The sequence below is a fragment of the Bacillota bacterium genome (assembly GCA_024653485.1).
In the GTDB taxonomy this organism is placed as follows: Bacteria; Bacillota; SHA-98; order UBA4971; family UBA4971; genus UBA6256.
Genome location: JANLFY010000018.1, coordinates 1 through 18,159 on the forward strand (window position 1 = coordinate 1; position 18,159 = coordinate 18,159).

General features: G+C 60.8%; 15 protein-coding genes and 4 tRNA genes. 17 read left to right on the top strand and 2 right to left on the bottom strand.

The window, feature by feature from the left end; genetic code table 11:
• The first annotated feature begins 146 nt into the window (after nucleotides 1–146).
• Nucleotides 147–221: transfer RNA gene (locus NUW12_11545), tRNA-Thr, on the top strand.
• Nucleotides 222–487: 266 nt separating this feature from the next.
• On the opposite strand, the gene NUW12_11550 is transcribed toward NUW12_11545, so the two are convergent.
• Entirely contained in the window at nucleotides 488–1,510 is a 1,023-nt protein-coding gene (locus NUW12_11550) for a hypothetical protein (protein ID MCR4403385.1), read from the bottom strand.
• An 82-nt stretch (nucleotides 1,511–1,592) separates the two neighbouring features.
• On the opposite strand from NUW12_11550, the gene NUW12_11555 reads away from it, so the two are divergent.
• The gene (locus tag NUW12_11555) at nucleotides 1,593–1,724 is read left to right on the top strand and encodes a hypothetical protein (protein MCR4403386.1); all 132 of its coding nucleotides are present in this window, start codon (nucleotides 1,593–1,595) and stop codon (nucleotides 1,722–1,724) included.
• Between the two features lie 195 nt (nucleotides 1,725–1,919).
• Here NUW12_11555 and NUW12_11560 read toward each other — a convergent pair whose 3' ends face one another.
• The gene (locus NUW12_11560; protein MCR4403387.1) at nucleotides 1,920–3,239 is read right to left on the bottom strand and encodes a cysteine desulfurase-like protein; all 1,320 of its coding nucleotides are present in this window, start codon (nucleotides 3,237–3,239) and stop codon (nucleotides 1,920–1,922) included.
• A gap of 449 nt (nucleotides 3,240–3,688) precedes the next feature.
• Between NUW12_11560 and NUW12_11565 the strand changes: the two genes are divergently transcribed.
• The 15 genes from NUW12_11565 to rpsG all read left to right on the top strand — a co-directional run bounded on the left by NUW12_11565 (nucleotide 3,689) and on the right by rpsG (nucleotide 18,087).
• Nucleotides 3,689–3,774: transfer RNA gene (locus NUW12_11565), tRNA-Tyr, on the top strand.
• Nucleotides 3,775–3,789: 15 nt separating this feature from the next.
• Nucleotides 3,790–3,866, top strand: a tRNA-Gly gene (locus tag NUW12_11570).
• 14 nt (nucleotides 3,867–3,880) lie between these two features.
• Nucleotides 3,881–3,956, top strand: a tRNA-Thr gene (locus NUW12_11575).
• A 243-nt stretch (nucleotides 3,957–4,199) separates the two neighbouring features.
• Nucleotides 4,200–4,349 (top strand): 50S ribosomal protein L33, encoded by a 150-nt coding sequence (gene rpmG / locus NUW12_11580; protein ID MCR4403388.1) that lies wholly within the window; start codon nucleotides 4,200–4,202, stop codon nucleotides 4,347–4,349.
• 154 nt (nucleotides 4,350–4,503) lie between these two features.
• On the top strand, nucleotides 4,504–4,704 hold the full coding sequence (secE, locus tag NUW12_11585; protein MCR4403389.1) for a preprotein translocase subunit SecE: 201 nt from the start codon (nucleotides 4,504–4,506) through the stop codon (nucleotides 4,702–4,704).
• A gap of 209 nt (nucleotides 4,705–4,913) precedes the next feature.
• Complete coding sequence (nusG, locus tag NUW12_11590) at nucleotides 4,914–5,468, top strand: transcription termination/antitermination protein NusG (GenBank protein ID MCR4403390.1); 555 nt, start codon at nucleotides 4,914–4,916, stop codon at nucleotides 5,466–5,468.
• Between the two features lie 102 nt (nucleotides 5,469–5,570).
• Nucleotides 5,571–6,002 carry a 50S ribosomal protein L11 gene (gene rplK / locus NUW12_11595; protein ID MCR4403391.1) on the top strand — a complete coding sequence of 144 codons (432 nt, stop codon included), beginning with the start codon at nucleotides 5,571–5,573 and terminating at the stop codon, nucleotides 6,000–6,002.
• A 173-nt stretch (nucleotides 6,003–6,175) separates the two neighbouring features.
• The gene (gene rplA, locus NUW12_11600) at nucleotides 6,176–6,886 is read left to right on the top strand and encodes a 50S ribosomal protein L1 (GenBank protein ID MCR4403392.1); all 711 of its coding nucleotides are present in this window, start codon (nucleotides 6,176–6,178) and stop codon (nucleotides 6,884–6,886) included.
• A 547-nt stretch (nucleotides 6,887–7,433) separates the two neighbouring features.
• Nucleotides 7,434–7,970 carry a 50S ribosomal protein L10 gene (rplJ, locus tag NUW12_11605; GenBank protein MCR4403393.1) on the top strand — a complete coding sequence of 179 codons (537 nt, stop codon included), beginning with the start codon at nucleotides 7,434–7,436 and terminating at the stop codon, nucleotides 7,968–7,970.
• A gap of 147 nt (nucleotides 7,971–8,117) precedes the next feature.
• Nucleotides 8,118–8,495: a 50S ribosomal protein L7/L12 gene (gene rplL / locus NUW12_11610; GenBank protein ID MCR4403394.1), complete on the top strand. Its 378-nt coding sequence runs from the start codon at nucleotides 8,118–8,120 to the stop codon at nucleotides 8,493–8,495.
• A 275-nt stretch (nucleotides 8,496–8,770) separates the two neighbouring features.
• A complete protein-coding gene (gene rpoB / locus NUW12_11615; GenBank protein ID MCR4403395.1) occupies nucleotides 8,771–12,667 on the top strand; it encodes a DNA-directed RNA polymerase subunit beta in 3,897 nt (1,298 codons plus the stop codon).
• Between the two features lie 24 nt (nucleotides 12,668–12,691).
• A complete protein-coding gene (gene rpoC, locus NUW12_11620) occupies nucleotides 12,692–16,576 on the top strand; it encodes a DNA-directed RNA polymerase subunit beta' (protein MCR4403396.1) in 3,885 nt (1,294 codons plus the stop codon).
• Nucleotides 16,577–16,706: 130 nt separating this feature from the next.
• Nucleotides 16,707–16,958 carry a ribosomal L7Ae/L30e/S12e/Gadd45 family protein gene (locus NUW12_11625; GenBank protein MCR4403397.1) on the top strand — a complete coding sequence of 84 codons (252 nt, stop codon included), beginning with the start codon at nucleotides 16,707–16,709 and terminating at the stop codon, nucleotides 16,956–16,958.
• 109 nt (nucleotides 16,959–17,067) lie between these two features.
• Nucleotides 17,068–17,487: a 30S ribosomal protein S12 gene (gene rpsL / locus NUW12_11630; protein MCR4403398.1), complete on the top strand. Its 420-nt coding sequence runs from the start codon at nucleotides 17,068–17,070 to the stop codon at nucleotides 17,485–17,487.
• 129 nt (nucleotides 17,488–17,616) lie between these two features.
• Nucleotides 17,617–18,087: a 30S ribosomal protein S7 gene (gene rpsG / locus NUW12_11635; protein MCR4403399.1), complete on the top strand. Its 471-nt coding sequence runs from the start codon at nucleotides 17,617–17,619 to the stop codon at nucleotides 18,085–18,087.
• Nucleotides 18,088–18,159 lie beyond the last annotated feature (72 nt).

Here is an 18,159-nt window from a genome sequence, read left to right on the forward strand (position 1 = left end):
CGCCGCCCAGGAAGTGGTGGTAACCCCTAGACGCCACAAACGCTACACGCACCCGCATCTTGGCGTGCGCTTGACATGATCCGGCCGCGACGGTACAATTTCATGTGGGTTTCTCCAAATTCGAATTTCCCGTCAGGCAAAGAGGTGCCGACGTAGCTCAACGGTAGAGCAGCTGATTTGTAATCAGCAGGTTGGGGGTTCGAATCCGCCCGTCGGCTCCAGGATTTCGAGGGCGTGCGAGGTCGACTAGACGCGGCAGGCCTTCTTCTTTTCCTGTATGGGGCGGGCTTGCCACCATCAGTGCCATGGTGGACGCGATCTATCTGGATCCCGGTTGCATGCCTGCCATGAATTCACGATTGCTCATGGGACCGGCGTGCCAAGATAGCGGTAGCGGCAACCACAGAGCAGCTCCGCTACCGCTATCTGTGAGGTGCTACTTGGTCCCGGCAACTGCCATGACGAGCACGTCCGTCAAAGCCAAGAGTCACCAGACCCGGACGCGTCTGCGGCTGGGTCTGGCCATGGGCGTCTCGTTGGTCTCGTGTTCGCTATCGGTTGCGCCGAAAACGCATAGGTGGAGCAGCTGCCCCTCGTCTACCAGCCCGGCGCCTACGAGACCTTTTCCGCGAAGGCGGATGTCGGTTCCTCTCCCAACTGAAGGATACTCCTGACACTCCATCCTCTTGATTGCGTCGAGCACCTGATCCATGTTGGCGGTCAGCCGGCCATCCTTGGTCTGAGCAAGTTCCAGCGCCTCCATTGCATAGCTGCGGATGAGTTTGGGCCACACCTTCGCCAATGTGTCCGGAGGCGCGAACAAGTCAAGGCAGCTGAACCGCCCGTTGATGAACGCCGCGACCCCAGACTGTCCATCCGTCGGACTCAGCCCCTCAACATACTCTCGCAGCTTCTCCTCGAAGCCGACGTAGATGTCGTGGACTGCGTCAGTAGCCGAATGCGCGTGCATCCGAGCCTGTTTGCGGTCGATCTCTTCCCATATCGCCCCCTGGTCCGCAGTGAAGGCCATCCCCTGTCTCAGGCTGGAGCCCACCTGCGCGGCCTTCTGGCGACGGAGTGTGGCGTAGCCGAAGATGCCGGTCTGCTCAAACGTGCGGGCGCCATATTGCCAGCGTCCGCGCTCGACACAGCTGACTGGAACCCTGATCTTGCTCTTGGGAGGAACGAGCAAAGTCGCATTGACCATCCTGTTCTGCTTGGCGCCGACCAGTTCTTCGCCGTCAAGGATGAGCACTGCTTGCTCAGACTTGTTCTCGACCATGACGGCGTTGACCAATCCTCCTTCACCTACTTCCATGACGACAAGCACTCTTCGCTGCAGTGCTTCGTCCAGGAGCAGATAGGATACCGCAGTCTTGCATTCCATGAAGAGCGGAAACAGCGTGAGGTTCAGCCTTTGCTCGGGCGTGCCGTGCTTGACAGTATCCACGAGACTGCTGATGGAGAACCCCATGTTTATCACCTCTCGGAATGTGATGCGGGCCACCATTGGCCGTGAAACCACATTGGACGCCAGCCCAAACGGTGGTTTTCATCCATCCATGGGCTCCAGGGGAATGAGGCCCAAACGCGTGTCCATCGCAATCCAACACCCAGCGCGAATTCTGCGTGACCTGGTCTTCAAGCCACAGACTGCCATCAGGGGTGGTCTCGCAGGATCTCTACTGAGCCTCATCGTCATTGTCGCCGGCCACGAGAGCTGAGCAGAGAACGCAGCGAGACTTTCCCCGCCGCGCAGCGGCCATACCTTCGCGTTGAGGGGCACGAGTGGTCCCAAGTGGCAGAGCCGAAAGCCAGGCCGCCATGCCGGCGCGGTCTCGCACCGGCATTGTCCCCGCTTCCCCTCGACAGCAGATGGTCTCGCCTCGGACTCAGACGTACCAATCGTGTCGCCCGGACTAGCTCGCAAAGCCTCGCCTGCGCGAGCACTCCTCCAGCGTCGACAGCAGGCGGTCCACTTCCTCATCGGTGTTGTACGGCGCCAGGCCCACCCTCACGACACCGCCCCTCTCAGCCAGACCGAGCCGCTCGATGAGGGTGGTCGCGTAGAAATCACCGTGCCAGACGAAGATGCCCCGGTCTCCGAGGAACCTTGCGACGTCCACGGGGCGTTCGCCTTCTACGGTGAATGAAACGGTGGGCGTGCGCTCGGCGCAGGCGGGGAGCCCGTAAACGGTGAGCCCGGGGATTGCCGCGAGGCCTTCCATGAGTCTCGAGAACAGCTGCCTTTCATGGAGGTCGATTGCACGCATCCCGTCCAGGATGCGCGACCTGTGGGTGCTTCCGCCGAAGGCGAGGTCATGTCTTTTCCCCAGCGTCGTCGCAGCGCCGCCGTTTCCCGACGACTGAACTGCTGTGCCCGGTGCTGTCCCCAGGCTTGCTATGAACTCTACTGCTTGGATCGCGCCCGCGATGCCCTCGAAATTGAGCGTGCCCGTCTCGATCTTGTACGGAGGCGCGGAGTTCTGTGGACGCACCTTGTACGCAGCAAGGCGCTCGAATGCCTCACGACGGCCGTAGAGAACGCCTATGTGCGGTCCGAAGAACTTGTACGCCGAGCACAGCAGGAAGTCGCACCCGATGTCCTGCACATCGATGGCCCCGTGCGGCGCATAGTGAACCGCGTCGACGACACATACGGCTCCAACGGCGTGAGCGAGGGACGATGCACGCTTCACGTCATTGATCGTCCCGACGGCGTTCGATGCGTATCCCAGAGCTACGATCTTGGTGCGAGTCGTTATTGTTCTTTCCAAGTCATCGTAGTCAAGGGTGCACTCAGGCACTTTCACGCGCACGGACCTCACGACAACGCCTCTTTCCGCCAGTGCCTGCCATGGGCTGCGGTTTGCCTCGTGGTCCAGGTCCGTGATCACGATCTCGTCGCCAGACGTGAGCGTGCGGCCCAAGGCTCTCGAGAGGGCGAAGTTCAGCGTGGTCATGTTGGCGCCGAAGGCGATCTCGTCAGCGGAAGCCGCACCGAGCATATTGGCCATGGCCTGACGCGCTGCAGCGATGATCTCATCGGTGCGCCGGCTCGTCGCGAACTCGCCGTGGCTATTGGCATTGGCCTCCTTGTAGTAGCGCTCCACCGCCTCTATCACCCGGATTGGGACTTGTGTGCCGCCGGGGCCGTCGAAGTAGGCGGCTGTCTGCCCGTTGACGTGTAAGCTGAGAGCTGGGAATTCCCGTCTGCAGAAAGAGAGATCGACATGCATCCGCTGCTTCCTCCTCTTCCTTCCCTTCCTTTTCCCTGCCATATACCTTCGACGGTCTCTGACCAAGTCCTGTCGCACTTGCCTGCCCAGCACTACAGCAGTGCGCCGCTCATGCGCAAGCGGAGGGCTCTGTCGGGACCACGAGCTAGGTGCCGCCAACGGGCTTGGGTGCCGTCCGGCGGCGCGAGCAACAGACTCTTGCATAGCTGCAACGTCTGTGCTAATATAGAGACGCGGTGCAGGGCGTTCGGCTTCGCCCGCCTGGCCTGTGAGGCTGAGTTACCGGGTCTTTCCCGACAGCCAAAGGCGCCAGGGAGCGCCGCGGGCGTCTGTGCGTGGTATGCTCGCCAGCCCGTGTCGGTCGTGGTTTTGCAGCGGGCGCAAGTTCGCGGACGCACCAGACGCACCAGTCGAACGGGATGCGCAGCTAGCAGCTGGACGAAGTTTGTGGAGAGGTTCCCGAGTTGGTCAAAGGGGGCAGACTGTAAATCTGTTGGCTCAGCCTTCGGTGGTTCGAATCCACCCCTCTCCACCATCTGTTACGCGGTGAGCGGGAATAGCTCAGTTGGCTAGAGCGTCAGCCTTCCAAGCTGAATGTCGCGGGTTCGAATCCCGTTTCCCGCTCCAGGTTATCTTTGGGAGCCCATGTAGCTCAGCAGGCAGAGCACATCCATGGTAAGGATGGGGTCGCCGGTTCGATTCCGGCCGTGGGCTCCAGATGTGTAATCGATCGATGCGCCTTCAGCTGTGGCGCTGTTTTTTTTGTACCGGTGGGATCTCGTCAGGGCGCGACGACGCAAGGGCTCGGCATGCGGGGGTGCGCTAACACATCATGCGGCCGACCGGCGCGTCCGAAGCGTCACGATGGCATAGTGGAACGCGGCACGCGGCAGTCCGTTATTGACATGCCTGCTGCGGTATGCTAGATTCTAGGAGTGACGTGCCGGGAGGTGTGGAAGAATGCGCGAGGGCATCACTCTTGAGTGCACCAAGTGTAAACAACGGAACTACCGCACCGAGAAGAACAAGCGGAACGATCCCGACAGGATCGAGCTGAAGAAGTACTGCAAGTTTTGCCGGAGCCACACTGTCCATAAGGAGACTCGGTAAGCGGCGGCGCGTGCCGTCGCCAGGCAGATGTGGGTTGAGCGTCAGCGTGACGTGCGTGGCGCGGACGTGCGTGGCGCGTCGGGAGATTGGCTGACTGTCGTAAGGGCCAGCGTTTGAGCCGGCAGGCGACGAAGCGACGAGGAAGGGAGCCGTTATGCAGATCAAAGAGAGGCTTGGCCGCACCGGCAAGTTTCTTCGAGAGGTTCGGGCGGAGATGAAGAAGGTCTCCTGGCCTGACCGGAAGGAGCTCGTGTCGTCGACGGTGGTCGTGGTCACCGTTGTCGTCGTGGCCAGCGCGTTCATTGGGCTCATCGACCTGGTGTTCTCTCAGGGCTTGCAGCTCTTCGTGCGGTGATATGGCGGAAAACTTCAGTAGGGGGTGGAGGGCTGCGGTCTCAAAGCGACGCGGCCCCTTGTGAGGTGGATGAAAGAGAGATAACCCGGACTGCTGAAGATGAACTCGCAGCCTCCACAATGGAAGAAGGCCCGGGGATCGTGCCACAGTCGGAGCGGGCGGCCCGCGGTCCTGCCCAGGAGCAGGAGCCCGGCGAGGCGTCTGCGGAATTGGGAGGAGAATTCCCGGAGCCTGAGAACCCAAACAAGAAGTGGTACGTCATCCACACGTACTCGGGTTACGAGAACAAGGTGAAGGCGAACCTCGAACGGCGGGTCAAGACGATGGAGAAGGAAGACAAGATCTTCCGGGTGCTCGTTCCCACCGAAGAGGAGTACGAGTTCAAGGACGGCAAGAAGAAGGTAGTCAAGAAGAAGATCTTTCCGGGGTACGTGTTGGTTGAAATGGTGATGGAGGACGACTCCTGGTATGTCGTCCGGAATACCCCGGGCGTGACCGGGTTTGTGGGGTCAGGTTCCAGGCCGGTCCCGCTCCAGGAAACGGAGATGCACGATATCCTCAGGCGCATCGGGGTCGAGGAGGCTCGTCCCAAGATCGACTTCTCGGTCGGGGAGGGCGTGAGGGTGATCTCCGGCCCGTTCCAGCACTTCTCCGGAATCATCGAGGAGATCCAGCCTGACAAGGGGAAGGCGCGGGTGCTCGTGTCGATGTTTGGGCGGGATACTCCCGTGGAGCTGGACTTCAGTCAGATAGAGAAGTTGTAGAGAGGGGCGTCGGCCGCTGGCGGGCCGCCTTCGGCTTTGAATTGGCGGGTCGGCGGGCAGGCGCTGTCACTGGGTCTCAAGAGCTCAGGAGGGAAGCATTCCATGGCCAAGAAGAAGATAGCGGCGATTGTGAAGTTGCAGATACCGGCGGGCAAGGCAACCGCGGCGCCTCCGGTGGGGCCGGCTCTCGCGCAGCACAGCGTGAACATCATGGAGTTCGTTCGATCGTTCAACGAGAAGACCGCCGCGCAGGCCGGGACCATCATCCCTGTGGAAATAACGGTTTACGAGGACAGGTCTTTCACGTACGTGCTCAAGACCCCTCCAGCCTCTTTCCTCATCAGGAAAGCCGCTGGTATCGAGAAGGGCTCTGGCAAGCCAAACAGGGACAAGGTGGCGAGACTATCGCGTGCGCAGTTGCGCGAGATAGCCGAGCTCAAGATGAAGGATCTCAACGCGACGACCATCGAGGCAGCGGAGCGGATGATCGCGGGAACGGCGAGGAGCATGGGTGTCGAGGTAGAGGCCCAATAGATCGCCCAATACCCAATGGACGACCGCAGGTGCGCCGCATTTGAACGGTTGGCCGACTGCCGGTAAGCGTGTGGCGCGAACCCTGCATGACCCGTGACACGACGCACACATTTCTCTGATACGTGGTTTTGGTGGGAGGAGCAATCCGTTAGTACCACAAGGAGGTTTGGTTGATGGCTGGTCATGGCAAGAGATATCAAGAGGCGCTGAAACAGTACGATAGGCAGGAGCTCTATGCGCCTTCCGACGCCGTTGAGATCGTCAAGAAGACGGCGACCGCGAAGTTCGACGAGACAGTTGAGGCCGCGGTTAGGCTCGGCATAGACCCGAAGCGCTCCGACCAGCAGGTGAGGGGGGCGGTGGTGCTCCCGTTCGGTACCGGAAAGGCCGTGAGAGTGGCGGTCTTCGCCAAGGGCGAGAAAGCCAAGGAGGCAGAGGCCGCGGGGGCCGACTATGTCGGCGCCGAGGACCTCGCCGAGAGAATCCAGGGCGGCTGGATGGATTTCGACGTGGCGGTAGCGACTCCTGACATGATGGGAATCGTTGGCAAGCTGGGGCGCATCCTGGGCCCGAGGGGGCTGATGCCCAACCCCAAGACGGGCACGGTTACATTCGAAGTAACCAAGGCGATTCACGATATCAAGGCCGGTAAGGTTGAGTACCGCGCTGACAAGGCAGGCATCGTCCATGTGCCTATAGGAAAGGCGTCGTTCGAGTCTCAGAGGCTTCTCGGGAACCTGGGGGCGCTCATGGACGCGCTCGCCAAGGCGAAGCCGCCGGCGGCGCGCGGCACGTACTTCAGGAGCGTCGTCCTATCCACGACCATGGGGCCTGGCGTGAAAGTAAGCCCGGTGCAGGCCATGACGCTCTCTGCGGAGCAGTAGCGAGAAAGGGTCATCGCGCAGCCCCGGTGGTCGGGAGCTGGCTTCTGAGGTCCGGTTGTGTTGTCGGCCCATGTTCAAGGTGAACTCCGGGATCGCGACGGGCTCCGGGCGGGCCCCGGAGGCAGTTCGCGACCGGCGCCCTTCCTGGGCGGGGCTCGTCGCTCGTATAGTGCACCTCTTGACAACTGAATAAGTGAAAGAGCGTTTTCCATGACCCAAGACAGCGGGTGCTCGAGCGACGTCGGAGCTCTCCGACCCGCTTGAGCTTAATGAGCAGCCCAGGGCGACAATGCCCGGCGTCAATGCTTGCCCGCCGAGGTCGGGGGACAGGCGTACATGAGCAGAGCGGTTTCGCGTACGCGTGCGGTTGCTCCAAGCCGTGCCTTTGAGCCGCTCCTTTGGCTCACATCTGTTTGTGGTCGCTTGTCGAGAGGCCCCCGCGTGTCTTGCGGGGGCCTCTCTCGATCCGTCGACCCGTGCGATCCCGACCCGGCTTGGCGGGCGATCCGACGTGCGAAAGACTTATGAAAGGAGGTGCCAGTGGAAATTGCCGAAGCCGGAAAAGGAAGCTGCAGTACAAGAAATCAGGGATAAGTTGTCGAAGTCCCAGGCCGTGGTGCTCGCCGACTATCGCGGGCTCAACGTGGCTGCTATCACCGAGCTCCGAAGGAAGCTCGGCGAAGCGGGGATCGAATTCAAAGTCGTGAAGAACACCCTTGCGCGTATCGCGTCAAGGCAGGTTGGCTTGGGAGATCTGGAACGGTACCTGGAAGGACCGACTGCCGTCGCGTTCACCTCGGGCGACCCGGTGGCGCCTGCCAAGATCATCTCCGAGTTCGTCAGGGAACACAAGGAAATGGAGATCAAAGGCGGTGCGCTCCAGGGCAAGGTCATCGGTCCAGACGACGTGAGGAGCCTCGCCGAGCTGCCGTCGCGCGAAGTCATGCTGGGGCGCGTGGCGGCTACAATGGCAGCGCCAATATCTGGCCTTGCTCGCGCTCTTGCGGGCACGATCCGGAACTTCGCGTACGCGGTGGACGCTGTCAGGAGGCAAAAGGAAGAGCAGCAAGGTGCTCCTGCGTGAGACGGCGGCATTTCGGCGCCACGGCCGCCTAGCTCGGTCCGGCCTGAATCGTGGGGCCGGTCGCGGCGAGGGCTGACGCCGTGTCGCCTGGTGCCGATGGATGATGCGTAAAGACTGCGAAAACCACAAGAAGGGGAGAGACACAGAATGACGAAAGAAGAGATCATTGAGGCCATCGCCAACATGACAGTGCTCGAGCTCGCCGAGCTCGTCAAGGCCATCGAAGAGAAGTTCGGCGTGAGCGCGGCGGCGCCTGTGGCCGTGGCGGCCGGTCCTGCCGTCGCTGCGGCCCCCGCTGCCGAGGTTGAGGAGAAGACCGAATTCGACGTCATCCTCGTGACCGCTGGCGACAAGAAGATCCCCGTGCTGAAGGTCGTCCGCGAGCTGACTGGTCTTGGGCTCAAGGAGGCCAAGGATCTAGTGGAGGGCGCGCCGAAGCCCGTCAAGGAAGGCATCAAGAAGGAAGAGGCTGAGGCGATAAAGGCGAAACTCGAAGAGGCAGGGGCGACGGTGGAGATAAAGTGAGGGAATCCGGCATACACGGACAAGGGGCGCCCGTGACGACACACGGGCGCCCCAGTTACGCTTGACAGAGGGAAGATCGTCTGCTAGCATAAAAGAATGCGGCAACCTTACTTAGGGGCATACTGTCTATCTGACTTAGTTATACTACACGAGACCCTTCTTTTCCTTCATCCAAAGAGAATTTCTCAACAGCTGACGGCAGGGAACTCTTGGTGACCTGCTTCTTATAGTGTTGTCATCCGCTCATATTCGGTGGGAGATAGGAGCGTGACAGGATGGCTGTTATGACACAGGTCGGCAGGCGGCAGAGGCTCAGTTTCTCCAAGATAGATGAAGTGCTCGATGTGCCGAACCTCATCGAGATACAGCAGCGCTCGTACGACTGGTTCCTTTCCGAAGGCCTGCTGGAGACGTTTCGGGACATATCGCCCATCCAGGACTTCACCGGCAACCTCATCCTCGAGTTCGTGGACTACTCGCTTGGAGACCCAAAGTTCTCGGTGGAGGAGTGCAAGCAGAGGGATGTAACCTACTCGGCTCCCCTCAAGGTGCGGGTCAGGCTCATCAACAAGGAGACGGGTGAAGTCAAGGAACAAGAGGTCTTCATGGGTGAGTTCCCGCTCATGACCGACAAGGGCACGTTCATCATCAACGGTGCTGAACGGGTCATCGTGAGCCAGCTCGTCCGCTCGCCGGGAGTGTACTACGGCCGCACCATCGACCCCAACGGGAAGGCGCTGTACTCTGCCAGTGTCATCCCGAACAGAGGTGCGTGGCTGGAACTCGAGATGGACTCCCAGGAGTGCATCTGGGTCCGTGTCGACCGCACACGAAAGCTTCCTGTCACAGTCCTTGTCCGTGCTCTTGGATATGGAACCGAGGCCCAGATCATTGATCTCTTGGGTGATAGCGAAGCTATTCGCAATACCCTCGAGCGAGACAACACGGAATCCGAGGCAGATGGGCTCATAGAGATTTACAAGCGTCTACGCCCGGGCGAGCCGCCGACCGAGGAGAGCGCGCGCTCGCTATTCGAGACGCTCTTCTTCGACCCGAGGCGGTACGACCTCGCGCCGGTTGGGCGCTACAAGCTCAACAAGAAGCTGTCCCTCAGCGAAAGGCTTGTGGGATGCACGCTGATCGAGCCCTTCGTAGACCCATCTACAGGCGAAGTCGTCGTTGACGCAGGGCAGAGAGTCGACCGTAAGGCCGCGACGGGAATTCAGAAGGTGGCCGACTCCAACCGCGGGACGGTTCTCGAGGCGGTAGTGGCCGATGCCGATGGCAGACCCGTCAAGGTGATTGACAACGGCAGTCCGTCGCCTGAGCTGAAAACCATCACGCGCGAAGACATAATTGCCGTGGTCAACTATCAGCTCGGCCTCATTCGAGGCGTGGGGAGCGTAGACGATATAGACCACCTGGGCAACAGACGACTTAAGTCCGTGGGAGAGCTATTGCAGAATCAATTCAGGATAGGGCTCTCCCGGATGGAGCGCGTTGTGAGGGAGCGCATGACCATCCAGGACGTCGACGTGGTGACCCCACAGACGCTGATCAACATCAGGCCGGTGGTGGCGGCCATCAAGGAGTTCTTCGGGTCGAGCCAGCTCTCGCAGTTCATGGACCAGACCAACCCCCTTGCAGAGCTGACGCACAAGCGCCGTCTGTCGGCGCTCGGTCCTGGCGGGCTCAGCCGCGAGCGGGCGGGGTTCGAGGTAAGGGACGTGCACCACTCGCACTACGGACGCATGTGCCCTGTGGAGACGCCTGAAGGTCCGAATATCGGGTTGATTGGGGCCTTGTGCACGTACGCCCGAATAAACGAGTACGGGTTCATAGAGACGCCGTATCGTAGAGTCGTGGATGGCAAGGTAACCGAAGAGATCCTTTACCTCACCGCGGATGAAGAGGACAAGTACGTGATAGCCCAGGCCAACGAGCCCATAGGCGAGGATGGATCGTTCGCCAATCCGAAGGTCGCCGCGCGCTACAAGGATCAGATCGTGGAGGTGCCAGGCGACCAGGTTGACTTCATGGACGTTTCTCCGAAGCAAATCGTGAGTATCGCCACGGCGCTCATCCCGTTCCTGGAGAACGACGACGCGGGGCGCGCGCTCATGGGCTCGAACATGCAGCGGCAGGCGGTGCCGCTCGTGCGTACGGAGGCGCCTCTCGTCGGCACGGGGATGGAGTACAAGGCTGCCATCGACTCCGGTGCCGTGGTCCTCGCCAAGAATCCCGGCCGCGTTGCGCGTGTGGCCTCTGATGAGATAATCGTGGAAACCGACGCCGGAACGATCGATACGTACAGGCTGCTGAAGTTCATGAGGTCGAACCAGGGGACGTGCATAAACCAGAAGCCAGTCGTCAAGAAAGGGGATCGGGTCGAGAGCGGGGACGTGATCGCGGACGGTCCATCCACTGACAACGGAGAGATGGCCCTCGGTAGGAACGTGCTGGTGGCTTTCCTTCCTTGGGAGGGATACAACTATGAGGACGCCATCCTCATAAGCGAGAAACTCGTGAAGGAAGACATCTTCACGTCGGTCCACATAGAGGAATACGAGTGTGAGGCGCGTGATACGAAACTGGGATCCGAGGAGATAACGAGGGACATACCCAATGTGGGTGAGGAAGCTCTCAAGGACCTGGACGAACGCGGAATCATCCGCGTGGGCGCGTACGTGCGTCCCGGTGACATCCTCGTTGGAAAGGTGACGCCCAAGGGCGAGACGGAGCTCACTGCGGAGGAGCGCTTGCTCCGTGCGATCTTCGGTGAGAAGGCCCGGGAAGTGAGGGACACGTCTCTACGGGTCCCTCACGGCGAGTCCGGCAAGGTCGTGGCGGTGTACGTGTTCTCGCGCGAAGCCGGCGATGAGCTAGGACCGGGAGTGAACCGGCTGGTCCGCGTGTATATAGCGCAGAAGCGCAAGGTATCCGAGGGCGACAAGATGGCGGGACGTCACGGGAACAAGGGTGTGATAGCAAGGATCCTGCCCGAAGAGGATATGCCGTTCATGCCCGATGGGACCCCCATCGAAGTGGTCTTGAACCCGCTAGGTGTGCCGTCGCGTATGAACCTCGGCCAGGTGTTGGAGACACACCTCGGGTGGGCGGCGAAAGTAGAAGACACTCCGGTGGCGAGCGCGGTGTTCGACGGCGCTACGGAGGAAGAGATCCTCGCTGCACTCAAGGAGGCGGGGCTTCCCGCCAACGGCAAGACCATTCTGTACGACGGCCGCACAGGAGAGCCTTTCGACAGCCCGGTGACGGTGGGGTACGCTTACTTGATGAAGCTCCTCCACCTCGTGGATGACAAGATCCACGCGCGTTCTACGGGGCCATACTCGCTCGTTACGCAGCAGCCTCTGGGAGGAAAGGCGCAGTTCGGTGGGCAGAGGTTCGGAGAGATGGAGGTTTGGGCGCTCGAGGCTTACGGTGCGGCCTACACTCTCCAGGAACTCCTCACGGTCAAGTCCGATGATGTCGTGGGGCGCGTGAAGACCTATGAAGCAGTGGTGAAAGGGGAGAACGTGCCCGAACCCGGCGTACCGGAGTCGTTCAAGGTCCTCATGAAAGAGCTGCAGAGCTTGGCGTTGGATGTCAAGGTCCTCAGCGAGGACGAGCGTGAGATCGAGATAGGCGAGACGGACGACGACATCGTCGACACCGCGAGAGATCTTGGTATCGACATCGAGGGCAGAGAGACGGACGAGCTATCACCGGAGGAACGTCTCTTCGGCACTCGTCGACCTTCGCCCGGCATCTTGGAAGGGGCCGACGAAACTGACGCAGAGGCCGAGGAGAACGAGGACGCTCTCACCATGGCGATTCACCCGAGCCCCATGCCGGGGCGGGATGAGGAAGAAGGGGATGAGGAGCCATTGGAGCAAGCGAGTGAGGAGATAGCGGGAGCGGAAGAGGCTGCTATGATGGAAGGAAGGCGTGCCTCGCGCGGCCCGACCAGGTCCGGCCGAATTGAGGACGAGTTCGCAGGCGATGCAGGCGACGACGAACTCGAGGCCGAAGATGAACCCTTGGACGAGGAAGAGCTCGGTGAGGACGAGGAAGACGACGCCTACTTCGAAGAAGACGAGGACGACGAGTTGAGGGATGTCTTCGACGGTGACGACGAGGGTGACGTTGACGATGACGACGATCGCGCGTAGGATGCGGGAGAGGAGGAGAGGCCGGTGCTAGACGTTAACAACTTCGACAAGATCCGTATTGGCCTCGCGTCCCCTGAGCAGATCAGGCAATGGTCGAGCGGCGAGGTGAAGAAGCCGGAGACGATCAACTATCGCACGCTCAAGCCCGAGCGCGAGGGGCTGTTCTGCGAGAAGATCTTCGGGCCAACCCGCGACTGGGAATGCCATTGCGGAAAGTACAAGAGGGTGCGCTACAAGGGAATCGTCTGCGACAAGTGCGGTGTGGAGGTGACCCGTTCCAAGGTGCGGCGCGAGCGCCTTGGTCACATCGAGCTTGCGGCGCCCGTAACGCACATTTGGTACTTCAAAGGCATTCCGAGCCGGATGGGGCTTTTGCTCGACATGTCGCCGCGCGCTCTCGAGAAGGTCGTGTACTTCGCATCCTACATCGTGATCGATCCGGGCGACACGCCCTTAACGAAGAAGCAGCTTCTGTCGGAGGCTGAGTACCGTGAGCATCGAGAGCGGTTCGGGAACCTGTTCGAGGCAGGCATGGGCGCGGAGGCCATAAAGAAACTCCTCGAGGAGATCGACCTCGACGAGCTAGCGGAGGAACTTCGCGCCGAGATTAGGGACTCCACAGGCCAGAAAAGGCTGCGCGCCACAAGGCGCCTCGAGGTCGTGGAGGCTTTCCGCAAGTCGGGCAATCGACCAGAGCGGATGATTCTGGACGTCATTCCCGTCATCCCTCCCGACCTGCGTCCCATGGTGCAGCTGGATGGAGGCAGGTTCGCCACGTCCGACCTCAACGATCTCTATCGTAGGGTCATAAACAGGAACAATCGTCTGAAAAGGCTTCTGGAGCTCAAGGCGCCTGACATCATCGTCAGGAACGAGAAGCGCATGCTCCAAGAGGCAGTGGACGCGCTCATCGACAACGGGAGGCGCGGACGGCCCGTGACCGGCCCGGGCAGCCGTCCGCTCAAGTCGCTCTCTGACATGCTCAAGGGCAAGCAGGGACGCTTCCGCCAGAATCTCTTGGGGAAGCGTGTCGACTACTCCGGCCGGTCGGTGATAGTAGTTGGACCTGAGCTCAAGCTTCACCAGTGCGGCCTTCCCAAGGAAATGGCGCTCGAGCTCTTCAAGCCTTTCGTCATGAAGAAGCTCGTGGACAGGGGTTACGCTCACAACATCAAGAGCGCCAAGAGAATGGTGGAGCGGGTGCGCGACGAAGTGTGGGACGTGCTCGAGGAGGTCATCAAGGACCACCCGGTGCTGCTCAACCGTGCGCCGACCCTGCACCGACTGGGTATCCAGGCGTTCGAGCCCGTGCTCGTAGAGGGCAAGGCCATAAAGATCCATCCACTGGTCTGTGCGGCTTACAACGCCGACTTCGACGGTGACCAAATGGCTGTGCACGTTCCGCTCTCCGCGGAGGCGCAAGCCGAGGCGAGGCTGCTGATGCTTTCGGTGAACAACATCCTTTCACCGGCGCACGGCAAGCCTATCGCCACCCCCGGGCAGGACCTCGTCCTCGGCTGCTACTACCTGACTTTGGAACAGCAGGGAGCCAAGGGTGAGGGAAAGGTCTTTGCGAGCGCCGACGAGGCGATGATGGCCTACACTGAGGGCGCCGTATCGCTACACGCGCGCATCGCCGTGAGGATGCCCGCGCATAAGAACGTTCTGGGGATGAACACCGAAGACAGGAAGAGAAAGCTCCTCGTCACGACCGTCGGAAAGCTCGTGTTCAACACGATATTCCCTGACGACTTCCCATACATCAACAACGCCGTGGAGAACCCAGTGGACGAGACGGTGTTCACGGGCACGCTCATCGAGGCGCGAGGTGGGAGGCCCATTCTCGATCAGATAAGGGAGGCGCCGGCGACTCGGCCGACGAGCAAGGGGTTCCTCGCACAACTAGTGGCGATGTGCCAGCGAAAGTACGGCAACACGAGGACGGCTGAGATCCTCGACAACTTGAAGCGAATCGGATACAGATACGCGACTCAGTCCGGGACCACCGTGGGCATCGAGGACATCAACATTCCCCCGGAGAAGCAGGACATCATAGCGGAAACCGAAAAGAAGATCGAGGCCATCGAGCAGCAGCACAAGCGCGGGCTCATCACGAGCGACGAGCGTTACCAGCTGGTGATAGACCGCTGGACCGAAGCCAGGGAGAGGGTCCAGGAAGCCATGCTCGCGCACCTCGACAAGTTCAACCCGGTGTATATGATGGCGACTTCCGGGGCGCGAGGTAACGTCTCACAGCTCAGCCAACTGGCCGGGATGAGGGGACTCGTGGCGGACCCGTCCGGGCGGACCATCGACTTTCCGATCAAGGCCAACTTCCGCGAGGGCCTTACGGTGCTCGAGTACTTCAGCTCCACTCACGGCACACGAAAGGGCCTCGCCGACACGGCGCTCCGGACCGCGGACTCGGGGTACCTCACGAGGCGTCTCGTGGACGTGGCTCAGGACGTCATCGTCCGCGAGGAGGACTGCGGCACCGATGACGGCGTGAGCGTGGGGGCCATCAGGCAGGGCGATGACATAGTCGAGACTTTGCGCGAGCGAGCGGTCGGACGCGTCGCTGCCGAGGACGTAGTGAATCCCGAGACCGGCGAGGTGCTCGTGAGGGCCGGGGAGGAGATCCTCGAGGAGCACGCCAAGGCGATCGAGCTCTTGGGCATCGAAGAGGTCAAGGTGCGTTCTCCTCTCACTTGCCGAACGAGGTACGGCGTGTGCGTCAAGTGCTACGGACGCAACCTCGCGACCGGAAGGATGGTGGAGGTAGGCGAGGCAGTCGGCATAATCGCCGCTCAGTCCATTGGGGAGCCGGGCACGCAGCTCACGATGAGGACGTTCCACACCGGCGGTGTGGCTGGCGATGACATCACGCACGGTCTCCCGAGGGTGGAAGAGCTCTTCGAGGCGCGGAAGCCCAAGGGTCAGGCGATAATCAGCGAGGTCGACGGCGTCGTGCGCGTGACCGAGGCCAAAGGCACGCGTAAGGTCATCGTCCGCACCGAACAGGGAGACGAGAAGGTGTACACCGTGCCATACGGCGCCAGGCTGGAGGTCAAGGAGGGCGACAGAGTCAGCGCCGGCGACCAGATCACCGAGGGCTCGCTAAACCCCCACGACATACTGAGGGTCAAGGGCGTCAGGGCGGTCCAGAACTACCTCGTTCGCCAAGTACAGGACGTATACAGGTCGCAAGGCGTCGAGATCAACGACAAACACATAGAAGTGGTCATCCGACAGATGCTTCGCAAGGTGCGGGTGGACGATCCGGGTGACACGGACCTGCTCATGGGCGGGCTCGTCGACATGTTCGATTTCGAGGACGAGAACAGACGTGTCGTCGAAGCCGGTGGGCGTCCGGCGACGGCGCGCCCGGTCATCCTGGGCATAACGAAAGCGTCTCTCGCCACCGACAGCTTCCTTTCGGCAGCATCATTCCAGGAGACGACGCGTGTGCTTACGGAGGCGTCGATCAAGGGGCGAACAGACCCGCTCATCGGGCTCAAGGAGAACGTCATCATCGGGAAACTGATCCCGGCCGGAACAGGCATGACGCGTTACCGCGGCGTCAAGCTGGTGCTGCCTGAGGAGGCCCGCGATGAGCGAGAGAAGCCCGCTGAGTCAGACGGCGAAGCGCAACCTGACGAGAGAGCCCTTGAACCGGCGGCGGATGGAGAAGCATCCGAAGTTGCAGCTTCAGACAGGGACGGCGAAGTGAAAGAGGGCGAAGAGGCGGAGCGAACTGAAGAGGGGCCGGACCTTCTCGAAGACGTATTCGACGCGGGCGGGCCGACTCTGGAATCGGTAGGCACTGCTCCCGGGGCGACGAGCCGCGCCATGGGCGAAGTCTCGCAGGCCAAGGCGAACGTAGAGGGCGAGAGCGAGCGCGAGCGCTAGAAAGGCTAACTCTCGAAGGATTATTGACACGCTTGTGGGTCGATGCTAAAATGTGAACGTGTGTGAAAAGCCATGTCCTCGGGTGTCTTGGGTCTGGGAGAAGGGCTCCAAGGAGGAAAGAAGACGCAAGATGTCCCACGATGAGTTGAAGATGGCGAAGCGTAAGGCTGTGGGCACGAAGCAAACCATCAAGGCTCTCGAAAGGGGAGAAGCAAGAGTCATCTACCTGGCCAAGGATGCTGAGGAGCGAGTCATAAGGAACGTAATAGAGTTGTGCAAGGCAAATGGTGTCAAGGTCGTCCACGTAGATACCATGGCGCAACTCGGGAAAGCATGCGGAATAGAAGTAGGTGCAGCTTCGGCCGCAATCCTGATGGATTAGGGCCGAAGTCCAAAGGACCGGAGGAGACGATCCTGCATGCCCCTTGCACCTTGAGGTGGAAGGGGCATGTTATGTGTGAAGGACTCAAGGGAAGGAGGTGCCAAGTCGGATGCCAACCATCAATCAGCTAGTCCGGAGAGGCCGCGAGAAGGTGGCGGAGAAGTCTTCCGCTCCAGCTCTAAGGTGGCACTACAATTCTTTCACCAGGCGGTCGGAATTCACGGCGAAGGGATCTCCTCAGAAGAGAGGAGTATGCACCGTCGTGAGGACTACCACGCCCAAGAAGCCGAATTCCGCGCTGCGCAAGATCGCCAGGGTGCGGCTCACCAACCAACTCGAGGTAACTGCGTACGTCCCGGGAATCGGCCATAACCTCCAGGAGCACTCTGTAGTGCTCATCAGAGGCGGAAGGGTGAAGGATCTCCCTGGGGTCCGTTATCACATCGTCCGTGGGACTCTCGACGCATCCGGGGTTGCCAACCGAAAGCAGGGACGCTCGAAGTACGGAGCCAAGCGACCCAAGTCGTAAGCGTCACGAGTCATTCTGGAGGCGGCAAGTGTTTGTCTGGTTTGGCCGTAGCCGGCATGCGCCGGCGCCGGCTAGGCCATTCGGATACTGATACTAAGAAGAATGCTTCTTTTGAAGGGAGGGGTGCGGATGCCCAGGAGGGGCGGAGTGGTACAGCGTGAGCCTGTGCCAGATCCAGTGTTTCAAAACGTCCTAGCGGCCCAAATGATCAACAAGCTGCTCTTGAGGGGCAAGAAAGGCGTTGCGGAGTCGATTTTCTACGGGGCGATGGATATCGTCCGGGAGAAGACCGGCAAGGAGCCGGTCGAGGTTTTCGAGCGAGCGGTCAAGAACGTCATGCCCGTGCTCGAGGTGAGGCCCAGGAGGGTCGGCGGCTCCACCTATCAGGTTCCCGTCGAGGTGCGTCCCGAGAGGCGTACCGCGCTTGCGCTGCGGTGGCTGGTGCAGAACGCGCGAGCTAGGGCAGAGAGGGGCATGGCTGAGAAGCTCGCGGCGGAGATTCTTGACGCGTCCGCTGGCCAGGGGGCTTCCGTCAAGAAGAAGGAAGACACCCACAGAATGGCCGAGGCAAACAAGGCGTTCGCCCATTACAGATGGTGAGCCCCCACCGGGGCGGGGGGACGGAAGTCGCGTCCGGCTTCAAGTGTTGCATTCGCAGCCTGACATGAAAGG